The sequence below is a fragment of the Mesorhizobium quangtriensis genome (genome assembly GCF_040081925.1).
Classification (GTDB): domain Bacteria; phylum Pseudomonadota; class Alphaproteobacteria; order Rhizobiales; family Rhizobiaceae; genus Mesorhizobium_K; species Mesorhizobium_K quangtriensis.
Genome location: NZ_JBEBMF010000001.1, coordinates 298,861 through 315,722, shown reverse-complemented (window position 1 = coordinate 315,722; position 16,862 = coordinate 298,861). Strand labels below are relative to the sequence as shown.

Below are 16,862 nucleotides of genomic sequence, written 5' to 3'. Positions count from 1 at the left end.
GCGCCTGAGCCAGCCGACGTTCGGGACTAAAGTCGACCGATCCGTTCGACGAGGAGGTCGAAGACGCCCTGGTCGTCGACCTCGAGCAGATAGTTCGCGTTCTTCGGCCTGTTTGTGACGCCCCACCAGTCGGCAACGGTCATCCCGAGCGTCAGTTCGGAAACGGTTTCGACTTCAACGTTGATGTGCCGGCCCGAGAAAAGCGCGGGCTCGAGCAGGTAGGCGATGACGCAGGGGTCGTGCAGCGGGCCGCCGTCGGTGCCGTACTTTGCCTCGTCGAAACGCTCGAAGAATTCGAGCATCTCCGCCACCGCGATGCCGGGAGCCGTGCCGAGGTCACGGAACGCCGCTATGCGCTTCGCGGTGGTCAGCACCTTGTGTGTGCAGTCCAGCGGGACGATGACGATGGGGACGCCGGACCGCAACACCACGTCGGCGGCATGAGGATCGACATAGATGTTGAACTCGGCCGCAGGTGTCAAATTTCCGCCCTCGAACAGTCCGCCGCCCATCAGGACGATTTCGCGGATGCGGGGCGCGATCCTCGGCTCGCGCACCAGCGCAAGGCCGATGTTGGTCAGCGGTCCGAGAGCGCAGATCGTGACCGAACCGCTCTTCTCCCGCATCAGCGTCTCGACGATGAAGTCGACAGCATACTGGTCCTGAAGCGGCATCGTGGGGTCGGGAAGGACAGGGCCGTTGAGGCCCGTCTTGCCATGGACGTTCTCCGCAGTCACGAGATCGCGTACCATGGGCCGGATCGCGCCGGCGAAGACCTTCATGTCAGGCCGGCCGGACAACTCGCAGATCTTGCGTGCGTTCTTCTCCGTCAGCGCCAGGGGCACGTTGCCTGCAACGACGGTCAAACCCAGAACGTCGAGTTCCGGGCTGGCCAGTGCGGTCATGATGGCGACCGCGTCGTCCTGACCGGGATCCGTGTCGATGATTATTTTTCTGATTTCAGGCATGTATTTCTTGTCCCCGGACGATGCAAATGGCCACTCTTGAACTCGGTGGCGGCGCGGACCATATCAGCACCAGCGAGAAAAATGCCATCCGGGTTTTTCTCCATTATGTCGCTCGTAGAGGACACTGTTACATGAGTAGAATGACGCCGTTTTCGAGCCCGCTGTTGCTTGGGTTCGACGCCATGGAAAAGACGCTGGAGCGTCTGGCGAAGACCGGCGACTCCTATCCTCCCTACAATATTGAGCGTCTGCGGGGTGCTGACGGCGCGGCCGAAAAACTGCGCATCACGCTTGCGGTGGCAGGCTTTGCGGAGTGCGATCTCGAGGTCACCACCGAGGAAAACCAGCTCGTTGTTCGCGGTCGCCAGACCGACGAGACGGAGCGGGAATACCTGCATCGCGGCATCGCCGCCCGGCAATTTCAGCGCTGTTTCGTGCTTGCCGACGGCATGCGGGTGACTGGCGCGGAACTCAGGAACGGCCTGCTCTCGATCGATCTCGACCGGCCCGAACCCGAGAAGCTCGTCCGAAAAATCGATATCGCGGTTAAGGATTAAAGAAGGATCCGCCGCGACACTACCGGTGATGAACCGGAACCTTTGGCTCTATTGCGGGTTGGTCCATCAGGGACGCCCCGCGTGAAGGAGGCTGACATGACCAGCAGAAATGAGATTCCCACGTTCAGCGAAAACGATCTGGCCCATCTGGGTGAGGGAACCGTGGCTTACCTGCGCGAAATGGGTGGCGAAGAGTTGAACGGCAAGTTTCCCGGCCTGCCGGAAATCGCCCCGAACACCAGGCTTTGGGCGCTTTTTGCCGCGAATGGGCAGCCGATCCTAATCTCCGACGCCAAGGATCGCGCTATCGCCGGTGCGTTTGAGAACGACCTGACGCCGGTCAGCATCCACTAATCGCAACAGAAAAGGCGGCTCAGAGCCGCCTTTTTCAAGCAATCGACAGTCGCCCCCCAGACTGCCTTGTCGCTCTCAGACTGCCTTGTCGCTCTCAGGCTGCCTTGTAGCCAGGCGTCTCCGACAACAAGGCATGGATCGCGGAAGCGTCGCGGGTGCCCCGCACCTTCGATACAGTGTCGCCGTCGCGCAGGACGCGCGCGATACGCGACAGCGCCTTGAGATGGTCGGCGCCTGCGCCCTCGGGCGCCAGAAGAAGGAAGACGAGGTCGACCGGTTCGTCGTCCAGGGCTTCGAAGTCGACCGGCGTTTCCAGCCTCGCGAACACACCTGTGATGTTCTTCACGCCGGACAGCTTGCCGTGTGGAATGGCAATGCCATTGCCGACGCCGGTCGAGCCAAGCCGCTCGCGCTGGAACACCGTGTCGAAAATTTCGCGCTCGGGAATTCCGGTGATGGAGGCAGCGCGCTCCGACAGAAGCTGCAAAAGCTGCTTCTTTGAGTTTGCCTTCACCGCCGGCATGACAGCCGGCACTTCGATGAGATCGCTAAGATCCATTCCAACAAATCCTTGTGCTTCGCCACGGCACCGACGCAAATTGCGCGGACCGGGCGATGCCTCTGTCTAGGCCGTCATGGCTTTGGACGGGTCGATCCAGCCGATATTGCCGTCGGCGCGGCGATACACGATGTTGACTTGATCGTTACCGGCATTGCGGAACACGAAAACCGGGCTGTCCTTCACGTCGAGTTCGACGATCGCGTTGGCGACCGACATCGTCTTCAGCGAGACGGTCGATTCAGCAACGATTGCCGGAGCGAAGTCTTCCGGGATCTCCTCAACCTCTTCGGCCGCAGGCGCCATGATCCGGTAGGAGATATCCTCCTCCCGGCTAGAGGGTGCGGCGTCGTAGGAGCGCAGCTTGCGCTTGTAACGGCGCAAACGGGTCTCGATACGATCCGAGGCGATCTCGAACGCAGCCTGCGGGTCGTAGGCCTGGCCAGTCGCCTGAAGTCCCATTCCGGTATCAAGGAAGATGACGCAGTCGGCAGAGAAGCGCGGGCCGGATTTCTCGACTGTCACGTGTCCCGAAAAACCGCCGTCGAAATACTTCTCGACCATCTCGTCGATCCGACCCTTGATGCGGGAGCGGAACGCCTCGCCGATCTCCATATGTTTTCCCGATATCCGCAGGCTCATCTTGTCATAGACCTTCCCTGTTCAGACTCTGGATGCCCGGAGTTTATACCCGTCACATTTGGGCACAAGCTCCGCGGCGGCCTCAGGGCCGTTTTCCAGTCCGAACTTTGTGGTTGATCACAAGCCGTCTCCAGACGGTAACTCAACGGCCCAGACCAACGGCCGTTCCATGCGGGCGGGCTTCTAGTCACTTCAATAATGAATGTCAATCAACCGGCGCGCGCCGCTGCGTCAGATGTCCGTTCAGCGGCCCGCTGAAACCCTTGCGCGCTTTTCGCGACGGCGCTGGACGGACGAGGGAATATTCATGCTTTCCCGGTACTTCGCGACGGTACGCCGGGCGATTTCGACGCCGTTCTTCTTCAACATATCCACAATCGCATCGTCCGACAGGACATCTGCCGGTTTTTCACCTTCGATCATCTCACGGATGCGGTCGCGCACCGCTTCCGACGAATGCGCTTCGCCGCCGCCTGAAGCCGCTATCGACACCGTGAAGAAATAGCGCAGCTCGAACACGCCGCGCGGTGTCAGCATGTACTTGTTGGCGGTCACCCGGCTGACCGTGGATTCATGCATGCCGATAGCGTCGGCGACGGTGCGCAGGTTGAGCGGCCGCAAATGCCTGACGCCGTGGGCAAGGAATGCGTCCTGCTGCCGGACGATCTCCGATGCGACTTTCAGGATGGTCTTGGCACGCTGGTCGAGGCTTCGCGTCAGCCAGTTGGCGTTTTGAAGGCATTCTGAGAGAAAGTCCTTCTCGGTCTGGTCCTTGGCGCGGCCGACCACCTGCGAGAAGTATATGTTGTCGACCAGAACCCTCGGCAGGGTCTCGGGATTGAGTTCGACAGCCCAGCTGCCGTCGCCGGCGGGACGAACCTCGACATCCGCCACGATCGCATCGGTGTTTCCGCCCACGAAACGCGTACCCGGTCGTGGATCGAGCGCCCGGATTTCGGCAAGCATGTCGAGCAAGTCGTCTTCCTCGACACCGCAGATGCGTCTCAGCGACACAAAGTCGCGGCGGGCAAGGAGTTCGAGGTTGTCGAGCAACGCACGCATAGCCGGGTCGAGCCTGTCCCGCTGCGCCAGTTGCATCGCGAGGCACTCGGCGAGGTCTCGGGCAAACAGGCCGATGGGTTCGAAAGATTGGCAGACGCACAGCACATTGGAGACCTCGCTCACGCTGGACCCAAGCCTTTCGCCGATTTCGGCAAGGTCGGCGCGGAGATAGCCGTCATCGTCGAGGTGCTCGGCGAGTTCATGCGCGATCAGGCGCGCAGCCGGATCGGAGAAGGCAAAGGCGATCTGTTCGGCGACATGGTCGCGCAGGCTGACCGGTGCGGCCGCCATGTCGTCCATATCAAAGCCTTCGAACGAGCCGCCGTTCGGTCCAGCCGCCGACTTCCACTGCGCAGACAGGCCCGGACCCAGCCGCTCGGCCCGGCCGGGGTCATCGGGAAAAATGTTTTCAAGCGAACTGTCCAGCTTCGCCGACATCGCTTCGGCCGACCAGCCATGCTCGGTCTCGAACCAGTCGCCCTCTGAGGCCGCCTCGGCAAGGCCTTCCTGCTTCTGAAGCTGGTCCGAGGCAGCATCGTCACGCGGCTCCGCGCGGTCAAGCAGCGGGTTCCGTTCGATTTCCTCGTCGACGAAGCGCTCGAGTTCCATATGGGTTAGCTGCAGCAGCCTGATCGACTGCATCAGCTGCGGCGTCATCACCAGCGACTGCGACTGCCTCAGCTGAAGTTTGGCGCTCAATCCCATCGACGAAACTCAACCCCCCGCTACGCGTCCGCCGCCCTCTGACCCCGCCGCGAACAACCCATAGAAAGTGGCCCGGCTTTTGCTTGTCAAGCGCCAAGGGATAGCATGCCGGGCTTACCGGAGGGTTTAGAGCGACGCGAACGGCGTGCGGGAGGCGTGCTAAAGCGTGAAGCTTTCGCCCAGATAAAGCCGCCGAACGTCAGGATTCGCAACGATTTCGTCGGCCTGGCCGTGGGTCAGGACCTCACCGCCATGGAGGATATAGGCGCGGTCGATGAGGCCAAGCGTTTCACGCACATTGTGATCGGTGACCAGCACGCCGATGCCGCGCGCCGTGAGATGCCGGACCAGTTGCTGGATGTCGGACACCGCGATCGGGTCGATGCCGGCGAACGGCTCGTCGAGCAGCATGTAGCTTGGCCGGCTGGCAAGCGCGCGCGCGATTTCGAGACGCCGCCGCTCGCCGCCGGAGAGCGCCAGCGATGGCGATTTGCGCAGATGCGCTATGTGAAACTCGTCCAGAAGCGCATCGATGTCGTGCTCGCGCTGCTTTCGGCTTTTCTCGACGACCTCGACGATGGCGCGGATGTTCTGCTCGACCGTCAGGCCGCGAAAGATCGACGATTCCTGCGGCAGGTAGCCGATGCCAAGCCGCGCGCGGCGATACATCGGCATCGAGGTCACGTCAAAACCGTCGATCTCGATCGTGCCCTGGTCGACGGGCACCAGGCCGGTGACCATGTAGAAACAGGTTGTCTTGCCCGCGCCGTTGGGACCAAGCAGGCCAACTGCCTCGCCGGCCCTGACGCCGAGCGAAACGCCGTTGACCACGCGGCGGCTCTTGTAGCTCTTCGTCAGGCCCTTGGCGATCAGCGTGCCCTTGAAAACCATGGACTCGCTGCGCTTGACGGCAGGCGCGGCCACCTGGCGCCCTCCGAACAGGCGCGACATCAGCGAGGACTTTCCGGCCATTACTGCCTGGACGACGGATCGAGCTTCATCTGCACGCGGCCGCCCTTCGAGCAGCCGTCGACCTGGGCCCGGCCGGTCTTCATCTGCACTGTGAGCTTGCAGCCCCGCAGCACGTTGCTGCCTTCCGAGAGCACGACTTCCTTGCCCGAGAGCGTCAGCACCTCGGACTTCATGTCGAAGACGCCGCTGTCGCCGGTCGCGACCTGCTTGTCGGACTTCACATAGACCTTGCCGTCGACTTCGAGGCGGTCGATGTTGGAGGAACCGGTGGCTGCGGAGCCCCCGTCCTTGGCATAGAACACGGTCATGGTTCCGGATTTGAGAACCGTCGGCCCCTGCGTGACGGCGACATTACCGGTGAAGATCGCCTTGTTCTCGGTCTCCCGAACCTCGAGCTTGTCGCTTTCGATTTCGATGGGCTCGTTGCCGTTGAGACGCAGGCCGGTGAGCCGGCTTTCGACGGCGCTTTGCGCGGACGCCTGGGCACAGGCCAGGGCAAGAGCGGCGAAGGACAGCGCCGCCATATATTTAATTCGACGCATTCGCTTCTCCTCTTGCAGCCTGAGCTTCCTTGAGCCGGCCCAGATCGATATGGACCTTGACCCGGTTCTCGAAGATGGCACGCTTGCCATTGTCCAGAACCTGCATGGAGTCGGCCGTTATCCTCGATCCGTAGGACTGGATATCGATCGGGCTGGTGGTTTTCAAGGTTCCGTTGTTGATGTCCAGGAAGGCCGATTTCAGCCTTGCGACCAGGCCATCCGTCGTGGTGACGACGATGTCCGTCGGCACGTCCAGCGTGTTCGCGAGCCTGTCATAGGTACCGTTCGAGGTCTCGACACGGGCCCAATTGCCGTTCTCGATCGGCATCTTCGCATCGATGCCCTCGAGGTCGACGATGTCCTGCTGGTCATAGTCCTGGGTGGCGCGGGCGGCATCGACAGAATAGGAGCGCCCATCACCGGTAAACCCTTCCAGCCGCGGCGCGTCCATGACCAGCTTGCCCTCGGCGGGGCCCGGGCCGGCCGTCGCGATGGTCGCCTGGTCGGGAATGGTCAGCACGGAATAGGCGATCAGCCCGCCGGTCATCAGCGCGGCCAGGCCCGGCAGCATCACTTTCAGCAACCGGACGAGACGCGAATGCCTCTGGGCGCGGCGAAACGCCTCGGCGCGCGAACCCGCACCCCAGTCGGGGAGCTCGAACCCTACGTCGCCATACGTCGCTTCGCCTGCCTGCGCCAACGCGCCGCCTTTCGGTTCAGAGAATGCAATATCCTCCGGCGATATCGCCGGATAACCCCAAAGAAATCGTTGAACCCGCCATGCCGACCGCTCGGCCGTGCCGATGGTTCCGCAGATATAGGAACCCTCATCACGAAATCTTACACAAACGCGATTTGCACCCCAATATGGTTATTTTGGGAAGTTTGACCAGAACCAATCTGGCCTCGAAACCCTGTTTGCGCGCCTTGTCGCGCCTGTCGAGGGAGAAACCGGGTAGCGACGAAACCAGCCTTGTTCTAAAACGCGACAATTCCATCCGGTTCAGGAGAGCTCATCCATGGCGACGCGCGCCGACGACCTGATCGACCGACGCCGATTGCGGCGCAAGCTGACGTTCTGGCGCGTGGCGACGCTGGCGGTGGCCGCAATCGCGCTGCTCGCCGCTTCCGTCTGGCTGGCGCGCGGCGACCTCGCCGGCACCGGCACCGCGCATATCGCCAAGATCCGTATCGAGGGCACCATCACCGAGGACGACGAGTTGCTGGAGCGCCTGGATGAGGTGCGCAAGTCACCGTCGGTCAGGGGCGTCATCCTGTCGATCGATTCACCCGGCGGCACGACAGCCGGCGGCGAGGCTATCTTCGAGGCGGTGCGCAAGCTCGCCGCCGACAAGCCGGTGGTCGCTCAGGTGGGGACGCTGGCCGCATCGGCCGGCTACATGATCGCCAGCGCCGCCGACCATATCGTCGCGCGCCAGTCCTCCATCGTCGGCTCGATCGGCGTGCTTGTGCAGTTCCCCGACGTGACCGGCCTGATGGACAAGATCGGCGTCAAGCTGGAAGAGGTGAAGTCGTCGCCGCTCAAGGCCGAGCCGTCGCCCTTCAATCCGACGACCGACGAGGAACGCGCCATGATCCGCTCGATGATCATGGACAGCTATGACTGGTTTGTCGGGCTGGTCGACGAGCGCCGGCCGATGACGCGCGCCGAGGTCATCGCGGTGGCCGACGGATCGGTCTTCACCGGACGCCAGGCGCTGCAGAACAAGCTCGTCGACGAACTGGGCGGAGAGGACCAGGCAGTCGGCTGGTTGGAGACCAAAGGCGTTGACGGCGACCTCGAAGTCATCGAATGGAAGGCGAAGAATTCGAGCTGGTTCATGACGTCGGAAGCGGCGTCCGCGATGCTCGGCCGGCTGGTGGGGTTGCCGGAGACAGGGGTCGCACTGCTGAAGGAACTCGGCGGCGAACGCTTGTTCCTTGACGGTCTGCTGTCAGTCTGGCAACCTGACCGTGCCATTTTAAGTGACTGAAAAGAACAATAAAATCATCCGCATACTGTATTGCAACGGATAGTGGCGGGGACGCGCTCATGATCAAATCCGAACTTGTGCAGATTATCGCTTCACGCAACCCGCATCTTTTCCTGCGGGACGTCGAGAACATCGTCAGCTCGATCTTCGACGAGATCACGGACGCGCTGGCGGAAGGGAACCGGGTCGAGCTGCGCGGGTTTGGCGCGTTCTCGGTCAAGAACCGGCCTGCCCGGACGGGCCGCAACCCGCGCACCGGCGAGTCGGTCGAGGTCGAGGAAAAGTGGGTGCCTTTCTTCAAGACCGGCAAGGAATTGCGCGAAAGGCTGAATGGCGGGAAGTGAAATCCGCCGGGATTAATCGCAGGATGCTCAACCGCTTTGTTCTGATCGTGATCCTCGTGCCCATCGCCATTGTGCTGGTGGCGCTGGCGGTAGCCAACCGTGCCGCTGTGCCGTTCACGCTCGATCCCTTCAATCCTGGGAATCCCGCCCTGACATGGCAGATGCCGCTCTTCGCACTGCTGTTCGCCGCAACCGCGATTGGCCTCATCCTCGGCAGCCTCGCAACATGGGTCCGGCAGGGCCACTATCGCAAGCTGGCGCGCCAGCGGGGGCAGGAGGCCGAAGCCTTGAAGCAGGCTGCCATCAGCCGCACGCCGCCGGCCACCGCGCCGCTGCTGCCACGCCCGTAGCGACGGCGGGATCGATGCTAAACATTTCGGCAGACGACGTCGATCGCGCGCTGACCTTCGAAAGCCTCGTCGAAACTCTTCGAGAAGCCTTCAGGGCGGGCGCCGTACAGCCAGTACGTCATCACCATTCCGTGGAGCGTCCGCAAGGTGCCGCATCGACGCTGCTGCTGATGCCGGCATGGACGGATTTTTCCACGGCCGCGTCGGGCGACGGCTATATCGGGGTCAAGGTCGTCACGGTCTCGCCTGACAACAATGCGATCGGCAAGCCGGCCGTGATGGGCATATACCTGCTTCTCGACGGCGTCACCGGCGAACCGAAGGCGCTGATAGACGGCCAGCGTCTCACTCAATGGCGCACCGCCGCCGCCTCGGCATTGGCCGCCGACTATCTCGCCCGCAAGGATGCGTCGAAGCTGCTTGTCGTCGGCGCAGGCGCGCTGTCTCCGTTTCTCGCGCGCGCCCATTCCGCTGTCCGAGCGATCGAGGAAATCCGCATCTGGAATCGGACCAGGGCCAACGCCGAGAAGATCGTGGCGGAACTTGCTGCTGAGGGACGTCGGGCGACGGTTGCCGACGACCTCGATGCCGCACTCGGCTGGGCCGACATTGTCTCCTGCGCGACGATCACAACGACGCCTTTGGTGAAGGGCGCCTTGCTGAAGCCGGGGGCGCATGTCGATCTCGTTGGCGCGTTTACGCCCACCATGCGCGAGAGCGATGATGACGCGATCACACGCGCCCGTGTCTATGTCGACACACGCGCAGGCGCCACGAAGGAAGCCGGCGACATCGTGCAGCCTATCGCCTCCGGCGTGCTGAAGCCCGACGCGATCATCGCCGACCTTCATGAGCTCGCCCGGGGGGAGAAAAGCGGGCGCGGCAGCGAAAACGAAATCACCCTGTTCAAGTCGGTCGGCGCAGCGCTCGAGGATCTCGCCGCTGCCGTCGCCGTATTCGACAAATCCAGGTAGAGCCCTATCGGCTCGGTTCATTCGGGAACGGCGCCGCCAGGCTCGCTTCCACCTTGCCTGCAAGATCGGCCGGAAGCTTGAAGAGCGGCAGGTCGGTGGCGGAATTCGATGATGAGCTTGCCGACACGGCCTGCACTGTCGGCAAGCCCTTTACCGCCGGCAGGAATTCCGGCGTCTGCTTCCGTTTGGCGTTTCGAAAGACGCTGTCGGAGACGTAGTGGAACAGTTCGCGTTGCGCCACGAACCCGTCACCATTGTAGTCCGCAGCGCCCTCGACGCCCTGCGCAAAGGCGACGCTGGCCAGGCCGTGGCTGCGGCCGTCGACCTTGTATTCCATGACCAGTTCGTCTTCAGCGCTTGCGCCGACAAAGGAAACGTTCGCGAACTCCCGGTCCAGCAGTCCGCCGCCATGGCAGCCATCGACCAGGAGGACGACATTGACGTTCTTGTCGGACGCCATCTTCATCCACTCGGTCAGCTTGTTGTCGTAGATGAGCGAACCGGATCGCTCCTCATCGATCAAGCCCTCTTTCGCCTGCCGCATGTCCACTTCCGCCAGCAGCAGCACCTCGTCGAGCCCGTCTGGCTCGTCTTCCTTCGAAGTGGTTGGAACCTGCGCGCTCGACCCGGCGTAGGAAAAGACGATGGTGTCGCCGGGGCTGGCATCCTCGACCATGTCGCGCCAGACATATTCGATGAAGGGCAGGCGCGCGTCATGGTCAAACATGCGCACGACCTTTTCCGCGCCGAGCGACTCAAGCGAGCGCGCGATGCGCTCGGCGTCGTTCACCGCACCGCGTAGCGAAATGCCTGCATATTTGTCGATGCCGATCGTTATTCCGTAAAGTTTCGGCCGGGGCGGCTGAAAATAGTACTGGCCGATCACCTGATCGTAATAGGCTGGGGCCTGCTTGTGCCGCGCCTGCTGGGCCAGTTCACGCACTTCGACCTGCGTTCGCTTGGCGATGTCCACCAGCGGCAGGCCGGGTGTCTCCAGGATCGGCATGAACTTGCGCGTGAAGATCGAATTGGGATCGGGGTCCGCATCGCTGAGGCGGTCGAGGGCCTTTTCGCCTATACCGGCGGAATAGATGACGAAGACACCCTTGTTCGGTGTGATGGGAGCAAGCCCCCGGAGGCTCGCCGCGCTCCTCGTGCCATCGCGCGCGAACGGATCGTCGCGGCAAGCGTCGAGCACGACCAGCGCCAACTGGACGCCGCGAGCGGCGAGCGTCTGCACCACCTCGTTGGCGTCGATGCCCTCGCGCCTGATCTTGCGCTCGTCGTCCGGGTCGACCTCGGGCATGTCGACCGGCAGCAGGTAGTTGGCGCCGTCCACCGCGATGCCGTGCCCGGAATAATAGAACACCGCGACGTCGCCTTCCTGCAGCGTTTCGTAGAACGCCTCTAGCGCGTCATCAAAGTCATCGCGCCCCAGGTTCTTCTGCGTGGTCACCTGGAAGCCGAGCTGCTTCAGCGCGGCACTTACAGAGGTCGCATCGCCGACTGCCTTGAAGAGCTTCGAGATCGCCTCGTAGTCATCATTGCCGACCACAAAGGCATGGCGCTTTCCCGAGGAAGCGGTCACGCTCGCAACCGAGGGAAGCTTTGCCAGTTCCGCCTTCATGGTTTCGAAGGCGGCGAGCCTTTCGACGCGTTCCAGTTCGGCGGCCTGCGCCTCTTCCTCGACGGCCTTCTGCTGCTCGGCCTGTTCCTTCTCGCCAAGCACCACCACGCCCGCGCCAGCTGGCGAGATCGCAAACTGCAATCCGGCCAACACCAGCCATGCGAACAGCGCTGGAGAAAATCTTGCCACCAAACCCATCGCTCCAAGGTAGCCGAGCGCGCCGGGGCGGGCAACCGAACTTGCTCATGCCGGCCCGCTATGGCAGAAGCGCGGCAGTCCGATCCGGAGCCTGACAGGTTGAAACACTCGCGCGACAAGCGCCGCGACGACCGACCGCGCCCAAGCGCCTCGCCGCCGCGCGCTCATGCCGGGCAGCGCCCTGCGGAGAAGCTGGCGAAGGCTCCGAGTGAACCGTCGCAGACCGTGGCGGAACATCTTCCCCGCCGTCCCGGTACCTTGCCGGCGGAAAAACTGCCGCTCATCCTCGAAGTCGCGCCGAACGCCGACTATGCCCTGCTCGACAGCGGCGACGGCGAGAAGCTGGAACAGTATGGCCCTTATCGCATCGTTCGCCCCGAGGGGCAGGCGATCTGGCGGCGAGCGCTGCCCGAAAACGACTGGAACCGCGTTGACGCGATCTTCACGGGCGACACCGACGAGGAGGGCATGGGCCGCTGGCGCTTCCCGAAAACGCCGCTCGGCGAGACATGGCCGATGAAGCATGACGGCATCCACTATCTCGGCCGCTTCACGTCCTTTCGCCATGTCGGCGTGTTTCCGGAGCAGGCGTCGCACTGGGACCACATGGCTGGCCTGATCGAACGCGCCAAGCGTCCCGTGAAGGTGCTGAACCTTTTCGGCTATACCGGTCTGGCGTCGCTGGTCGCCGCGCGCGTCGGGGCGGAAGTGACCCATGTCGACGCCTCGAAGAAGGCGATCGGCTGGGCGCGCGAGAACCAGGAGATGGCCGGTCTCGGCCAAAAGCCGATCCGCTGGATCTGCGAGGATGCCATGAAGTTCGCCGAGCGCGAGGCCCGGCGCGGCAGCCACTACGACATCATCCTCTTCGACCCGCCCGCCTATGGCAGGGGGCCGAAGGGTGAGGTCTGGCAATTGTTCGAGGACCTGCCGAAGCTGACGGACCTTTGCCGGCAAATCCTGACGCCGAAACCGCTCGCCGTCGTGCTCACCGCCTATTCGATCCGCTCGTCTTTCTTCGCTATACACGCGCTGATGCGCGACAGTTTAGCTGGCATGGGCGGAACGGTGGAATCGGGCGAGCTCATCATCCGCGAAAAGGCCGCCGGCCGCGCGCTTTCGACGTCGCTTTTTTCGCGGTGGCTCGCCATATGAGTGGGCAACGCGCGGGCGGCGCGCCGGGACAGGTGAAGGAGGTCACGAGCCTCGCCAACCCCATCGTCAAGGACATCAAGGCGCTGTCGCTGAAGAAGTTCCGCGACGAACAGCAAGCCTTCATGGCCGAGGGACTGAAACTCGTCATCGACGCGCTCGATCTCGGCTGGTCGATCAAGACGCTCGTATTCGCCAAGAACGCGCGTGGCAATGCGGCCGTCGAGAAGGTCGCAGCCCGCACCGTCGCAGCGGGCGGCACCGTCCTCGAAGTAACGGAGAAGGTTCTCACCGCCATCACCCGCCGTGATAATCCTCAGGCGGTCGTCGGCATCTTTGCGCAACGTCTTGCGCAGTTGAAAGACATCCGCCCCGCAGCCGGCGACGTCTGGGTGGCGCTCGACCGCGTACGCGACCCCGGAAATCTCGGCACGGTCATCCGCACGGCCGACGCCGTTGGCGCGAAGGGCCTCATCCTGGTCGGCGACACCACCGATCCGTTCTCGCTCGAAACCGTGCGCGCGACCATGGGGTCCATCTTCGCCGTGCCCGTCGCGAAGGCTTCTCAGGATGCGTTCCTGGCTTGGCGGAAAGGTTTTCATGGGATCGTGGCCGGAACCCATCTGAAGGGCGCTGTCGACTATCGTTCCGTCGATTTTCGCGGCAAGCCGGTCGTGCTCCTGATGGGCAATGAACAGCAGGGCCTGACCGACGAGCTTGCGACGGCCTGCGACAGGCTGTTGCGCATCCCGCAGGCGGGACGCGCGGATTCGCTCAACCTTGCGGTTGCGACCGGCGTGATGCTGTTCGAGGTGCGCCGCCATGCCCTGACGCTCGACCACGAGGCGCGATCTTGAGAACACTCCCCTTCTACGTAGCCCTTGTCGCTGGCCTCGTCGCGCTCGACCAGTGGATCAAGTATCTGGTCGAGACGCGCCTGGTGCTTCAGGAGATGGTCGAGGTGCTGCCTTTCCTGGCGCTCTACCGCACCTACAATACCGGCGTCGCCTTCTCGATGTTCTCGTCCTTCAACGACACGCTGCTGGTCGTGGTGTCGCTCGCTGTAATCGTCTTCGTGCTCTATCTCGCCAGCCGCTCCACCCCGGAACAATGGTTCGCGAGGCTCGGCTTTGCGCTGATTATCGGCGGCGCCATCGGCAACTTGATCGACCGGGTCGTTTATGGTCACGTCATCGACTACATCTATTTCCACACGCCGGTCTGGTCGTTCGCGGTCTTCAATCTCGCCGACGTTTTCATCACGATCGGCGCGATCATCGTGCTGCTGGAGGAGTTCCTCGGCTGGCGGCGGCAGCGGACCGGCAGCGAATCCGGCATAGATCGCTAAAATGCAAACTATCGACCGAAAGCTTCTCTAATCTGTATCTGCCATAGACGGCGGCATGGTCGCAGGTGCAGGACAGGTTGAGAAAGCGAGCGTGAAAGGTCAGGTTGCGGGTGCATCCGCGAGCCTGTCAGCACGCACGCATGTCAACGCGCCGCCGCTGGCCCCCGACCTGCCCGAGCGGACGCCGCGACCGATCTCCTTCGCCACCGTCGTCGCCATTGTCCTGATGGCCGGTGTCGCGCGCCTGATCGGCGCGCCCAATTTCTTTGTGGTTGCGCTCGCCGTCGTCGGGCTCGCCTGCCTTTTCGTCGTGGCGCGGGCCGTCCGCGCGGAACGCAGGGCGAGGGCTGTGCTCGCCGAAAACGCCGCGCGCAGCCGCGCCGAGGTCGAGACGCTCGCCGACCGCATGTGGGAGCTGCAGGAAAGCGAGGAACGCTTCCGGGGCCTGATCGACGCGCTGGGGGACCTTGTCGTGCACCGCGACCGCGAGGGCGGCATCGTCTATGCCAACAAGGTCTTTGCCGAACTCGTTGGCATCGACCAGCGTGACCTCGTCGGCCAGACGCTTACCCAGCTCGGCGTCGATGTCGGCATCGTGCCCGACGCAGCCTTCGCCAATGGCGAATGCCTTAGTTCGACGGACGTCGCGGTCCGCTCGCACAACGGCACCCGCTGGTTCTCCTGGATCGAGCTTTCCGTGCGCGACGAGACCGGCAATCACGTCTCCCACCGGGCCATCGCGCGCGACATCACCTCGCGCAAACGCGCCGAGACGGCGCTGATCAACGCGCGCGAGCGCGCCGAGTATGCGAGCCAGGCGAAATCGCGCTTCCTGGCAACCGTCAGCCACGAAATCCGTACGCCGATGAACGGCATCATGGGCATGGCCAAGCTGCTGGCCGATACAGAACTGTCGCCCGAACAGCAGACCTATGTCGGCGCGGTCTCGACCTCGGCCTCAGCCCTGCTGGCCCTTATCGAGGACCTGCTCGACTTCACCAAGATCGAGGCCGGCCGATTCGATGCCGAGCCGCAGCCGATGTCGCCGCGCGAGATCGCCGACAACGTCATCGAACTGCTCGCCGCCAAGGCCTTCGCCAAGGACATCGGGCTTGGATGCCATGTCGCGCCTGACGTTCCGCAGATGATCACATCCGACCCGGGCCGCATTCGGCAGGTCCTGCTCAACCTGCTCGGCAATGCGATCAAGTTCACCGACGCCGGCGGCGTGCTGCTGACGATTACGAAAACCGGCGACGAGGGTGCGACCAGGCTCCGCTTTTCCGTCGCGGACACCGGACCGGGGCTCCGGCCGGAAGATACCGAACGCATCTTCGAGGAATTCGAGCAGGCCGACGGCTCCTCGACCAGAACGCATGGCGGTGCCGGCCTCGGGCTGGCCATATCGAAGCGTCTCGTCGGTTCGATGGGCGGAACGATATCGCTGACCAGCCAGCCGGGAAAGGGATCGGATTTCTTCTTTGAAATCCCGGCCACGGAAGCGACGGACGGCCCGCAGATGCACGGTCCGGTTCTCACCGGGCGCAAGGTCGTCATTCTCTCCATGAACGCCGTCGAGGCCGAGGCCATTGCCATGACCGTCCGTGCCCATGGCGGGGCGGTAGAGATTGCCTCGACCGTCGCGCAGGCGGCGGCGCACGCCGAAGGCTGCACGTCGCTGCTGGTCGATGCGGCGATCGAGAAGGGCGACGGCCGCGTGCTTGGCCGGTTGCGCCAGGCCGGCTTCGCGACCGCCGATGCGGTCACGATGATTGCCCCGACCGACCGTGGGCTATTGGGCGAATTCCGCGCCAACGGCTACTCGACCTTCCTGGCACGCCCGGTGCGCGGCGAAACTCTGTTGAAGGTGCTTCTGGCCGCCCTGAACGTCCCGCAGCCCGTGATCAGGCCTGTCATTGGGCAGCCGCTGGTCGTCGGCGTGCCGCGCGCCAACAATCGCCTGCCGGGGCTCGCCATCCTCGTGGCCGAGGACAACGACATCAACGCGATGCTGGCGCGGGCGACGCTTCTCAAGGCGGGACACCGGGTCGATATCGTGGGCAACGGAAAGGCGGCGGTGGAAGCCGTAACCGGCAGCGGGCGCAAGCGCCGCTACGACCTGGTGCTCATGGACCTCCATATGCCGGTCATGGACGGCCTCGACGCCATTGCTGCGATCCGCCGCTACGAGGAAGAGGTCGGGCTGCCGCCGGTGCCGATCATGGTTCTGTCCGCAGACAGCCAGGAAAAGACGCGCCACGCCGTGCTTGCCCATGGCGCCAGCGGCTTCGTCACCAAGCCGCTCGATCCGGAAGCGCTGGTGCGCACCGTGGAAGAACGCGCGGCGGCGTAGATCGCAGACGCGAAGTCCTCGCCATCCTCAGCCGGCTCAGCATCTGCCAACCCGGCAAAGCATTGCCGGCCTCCTTCGATCACGCTACTGTCACAAGCCTGTTGCAGTTCGTGCGTATCCCGCCGAGAGGAATGGCTCGAAGGAGAATCACCCGTGCAGGC

General features: G+C 63.3%; 18 protein-coding genes. 10 read left to right on the top strand and 8 right to left on the bottom strand.

Annotated elements, in window-relative coordinates; genetic code table 11:
* Positions 1-26 precede the first annotated feature (26 nt).
* Positions 27-968: a nucleoside hydrolase gene (locus tag ABMA32_RS01620; protein WP_349011983.1), complete on the bottom strand. Its 942-nt coding sequence runs from the start codon at positions 966-968 to the stop codon at positions 27-29.
* 131 nt (positions 969-1,099) lie between these two features.
* Between ABMA32_RS01620 and ABMA32_RS01615 the strand changes: the two genes are divergently transcribed.
* Positions 1,100-1,525 carry an Hsp20 family protein gene (locus ABMA32_RS01615; protein ID WP_349011982.1) on the top strand — a complete coding sequence of 142 codons (426 nt, stop codon included), beginning with the start codon at positions 1,100-1,102 and terminating at the stop codon, positions 1,523-1,525.
* Between the two features lie 96 nt (positions 1,526-1,621).
* On the top strand, positions 1,622-1,879 hold the full coding sequence (locus ABMA32_RS01610; protein ID WP_349011981.1) for a BQ00720 family protein: 258 nt from the start codon (positions 1,622-1,624) through the stop codon (positions 1,877-1,879).
* A 94-nt stretch (positions 1,880-1,973) separates the two neighbouring features.
* Here the strand turns inward: ABMA32_RS01610 and ptsN are convergent, their stop codons facing one another.
* From ptsN to lptC, 6 genes are all read right to left on the bottom strand, one after another.
* Positions 1,974-2,438, bottom strand: coding sequence for a PTS IIA-like nitrogen regulatory protein PtsN (gene ptsN, locus ABMA32_RS01605; protein WP_349011980.1), 465 nt, complete (start codon positions 2,436-2,438; stop codon positions 1,974-1,976).
* A 66-nt stretch (positions 2,439-2,504) separates the two neighbouring features.
* Positions 2,505-3,080 (bottom strand): ribosome hibernation-promoting factor, HPF/YfiA family, encoded by a 576-nt coding sequence (gene hpf / locus ABMA32_RS01600; RefSeq protein WP_349011979.1) that lies wholly within the window; start codon positions 3,078-3,080, stop codon positions 2,505-2,507.
* A gap of 243 nt (positions 3,081-3,323) precedes the next feature.
* Complete coding sequence (gene rpoN / locus ABMA32_RS01595; RefSeq protein WP_349011978.1) at positions 3,324-4,847, bottom strand: RNA polymerase factor sigma-54; 1,524 nt, start codon at positions 4,845-4,847, stop codon at positions 3,324-3,326.
* Between the two features lie 159 nt (positions 4,848-5,006).
* The gene (gene lptB / locus ABMA32_RS01590) at positions 5,007-5,819 is read right to left on the bottom strand and encodes an LPS export ABC transporter ATP-binding protein (protein ID WP_349011977.1); all 813 of its coding nucleotides are present in this window, start codon (positions 5,817-5,819) and stop codon (positions 5,007-5,009) included.
* Positions 5,819-6,361 carry an LptA/OstA family protein gene (locus ABMA32_RS01585; RefSeq protein ID WP_349011976.1) on the bottom strand — a complete coding sequence of 181 codons (543 nt, stop codon included), beginning with the start codon at positions 6,359-6,361 and terminating at the stop codon, positions 5,819-5,821. Before ABMA32_RS01585 ends, lptB begins: the two co-directional genes overlap by 1 nt.
* Complete coding sequence (gene lptC / locus ABMA32_RS01580; protein ID WP_349011975.1) at positions 6,348-7,061, bottom strand: LPS export ABC transporter periplasmic protein LptC; 714 nt, start codon at positions 7,059-7,061, stop codon at positions 6,348-6,350. Before lptC ends, ABMA32_RS01585 begins: the two co-directional genes overlap by 14 nt.
* A gap of 319 nt (positions 7,062-7,380) precedes the next feature.
* Here lptC and sppA point away from each other — a divergent pair, with 319 nt between their 5' ends.
* Genes sppA through lhpI form a run of 4 tightly spaced genes read left to right on the top strand, consistent with a single transcriptional unit; the run spans position 7,381 to position 10,023 of the window.
* Positions 7,381-8,355 (top strand): signal peptide peptidase SppA, encoded by a 975-nt coding sequence (gene sppA, locus ABMA32_RS01575; RefSeq protein WP_349011974.1) that lies wholly within the window; start codon positions 7,381-7,383, stop codon positions 8,353-8,355.
* Between the two features lie 59 nt (positions 8,356-8,414).
* Entirely contained in the window at positions 8,415-8,699 is a 285-nt protein-coding gene (locus ABMA32_RS01570; RefSeq protein ID WP_349011973.1) for an integration host factor subunit beta, read from the top strand.
* A 23-nt stretch (positions 8,700-8,722) separates the two neighbouring features.
* On the top strand, positions 8,723-9,049 hold the full coding sequence (locus ABMA32_RS01565) for a LapA family protein (protein ID WP_349011972.1): 327 nt from the start codon (positions 8,723-8,725) through the stop codon (positions 9,047-9,049).
* Positions 9,050-9,063: 14 nt separating this feature from the next.
* Positions 9,064-10,023 carry a bifunctional Delta(1)-pyrroline-2-carboxylate/Delta(1)-piperideine-2-carboxylate reductase gene (lhpI, locus tag ABMA32_RS01560; RefSeq protein ID WP_349011971.1) on the top strand — a complete coding sequence of 320 codons (960 nt, stop codon included), beginning with the start codon at positions 9,064-9,066 and terminating at the stop codon, positions 10,021-10,023.
* Positions 10,024-10,027: 4 nt separating this feature from the next.
* Here lhpI and ABMA32_RS01555 read toward each other — a convergent pair whose 3' ends face one another.
* Positions 10,028-11,839: a caspase family protein gene (locus ABMA32_RS01555; RefSeq protein WP_349011970.1), complete on the bottom strand. Its 1,812-nt coding sequence runs from the start codon at positions 11,837-11,839 to the stop codon at positions 10,028-10,030.
* Between the two features lie 108 nt (positions 11,840-11,947).
* Between ABMA32_RS01555 and ABMA32_RS01550 the strand changes: the two genes are divergently transcribed.
* From ABMA32_RS01550 to ABMA32_RS01535, 4 genes are read left to right on the top strand one after another with little or no spacing between them, the layout of a single operon-like run.
* On the top strand, positions 11,948-13,003 hold the full coding sequence (locus ABMA32_RS01550; protein ID WP_349011969.1) for an RsmD family RNA methyltransferase: 1,056 nt from the start codon (positions 11,948-11,950) through the stop codon (positions 13,001-13,003).
* A complete protein-coding gene (locus ABMA32_RS01545) occupies positions 13,000-13,857 on the top strand; it encodes a TrmH family RNA methyltransferase (protein WP_349011968.1) in 858 nt (285 codons plus the stop codon). The genes ABMA32_RS01550 and ABMA32_RS01545 overlap by 4 nt, the downstream gene beginning before the upstream one ends.
* The gene (lspA, locus tag ABMA32_RS01540; protein ID WP_349011967.1) at positions 13,854-14,348 is read left to right on the top strand and encodes a signal peptidase II; all 495 of its coding nucleotides are present in this window, start codon (positions 13,854-13,856) and stop codon (positions 14,346-14,348) included. Before ABMA32_RS01545 ends, lspA begins: the two co-directional genes overlap by 4 nt.
* Positions 14,349-14,403: 55 nt before the next feature.
* Positions 14,404-16,701 carry a PAS domain-containing hybrid sensor histidine kinase/response regulator gene (locus ABMA32_RS01535; protein ID WP_349011966.1) on the top strand — a complete coding sequence of 766 codons (2,298 nt, stop codon included), beginning with the start codon at positions 14,404-14,406 and terminating at the stop codon, positions 16,699-16,701.
* Positions 16,702-16,862: the final 161 nt, after the last annotated feature.

Excerpts from the sequence above, each read along its gene's own strand:
- ABMA32_RS01620 (WP_349011983.1), bottom strand. The coding sequence starts at position 968 with ATGCCTGAAATCAGAAAAATAATCATCGACACGGATCCCGGTCAGGAC.
- ABMA32_RS01615 (WP_349011982.1), top strand. The coding sequence starts at position 1,100 with ATGAGTAGAATGACGCCGTTTTCGAGCCCGCTGTTGCTTGGGTTCGAC.
- ABMA32_RS01610 (WP_349011981.1), top strand. The coding sequence starts at position 1,622 with ATGACCAGCAGAAATGAGATTCCCACGTTCAGCGAAAACGATCTGGCC.
- ptsN (WP_349011980.1), bottom strand. The coding sequence starts at position 2,438 with ATGGATCTTAGCGATCTCATCGAAGTGCCGGCTGTCATGCCGGCGGTG.
- hpf (WP_349011979.1), bottom strand. The coding sequence starts at position 3,080 with ATGAGCCTGCGGATATCGGGAAAACATATGGAGATCGGCGAGGCGTTC.
- rpoN (WP_349011978.1), bottom strand. The coding sequence starts at position 4,847 with ATGGGATTGAGCGCCAAACTTCAGCTGAGGCAGTCGCAGTCGCTGGTG.
- lptB (WP_349011977.1), bottom strand. The coding sequence starts at position 5,819 with ATGGCCGGAAAGTCCTCGCTGATGTCGCGCCTGTTCGGAGGGCGCCAG.
- ABMA32_RS01585 (WP_349011976.1), bottom strand. The coding sequence starts at position 6,361 with ATGCGTCGAATTAAATATATGGCGGCGCTGTCCTTCGCCGCTCTTGCC.
- sppA (WP_349011974.1), top strand. The coding sequence starts at position 7,381 with ATGGCGACGCGCGCCGACGACCTGATCGACCGACGCCGATTGCGGCGC.
- ABMA32_RS01570 (WP_349011973.1), top strand. The coding sequence starts at position 8,415 with ATGATCAAATCCGAACTTGTGCAGATTATCGCTTCACGCAACCCGCAT.
- ABMA32_RS01565 (WP_349011972.1), top strand. The coding sequence starts at position 8,723 with ATGCTCAACCGCTTTGTTCTGATCGTGATCCTCGTGCCCATCGCCATT.
- lhpI (WP_349011971.1), top strand. The coding sequence starts at position 9,064 with ATGCTAAACATTTCGGCAGACGACGTCGATCGCGCGCTGACCTTCGAA.
- ABMA32_RS01545 (WP_349011968.1), top strand. The coding sequence starts at position 13,000 with ATGAGTGGGCAACGCGCGGGCGGCGCGCCGGGACAGGTGAAGGAGGTC.
- ABMA32_RS01535 (WP_349011966.1), top strand. The coding sequence starts at position 14,404 with ATGGTCGCAGGTGCAGGACAGGTTGAGAAAGCGAGCGTGAAAGGTCAG.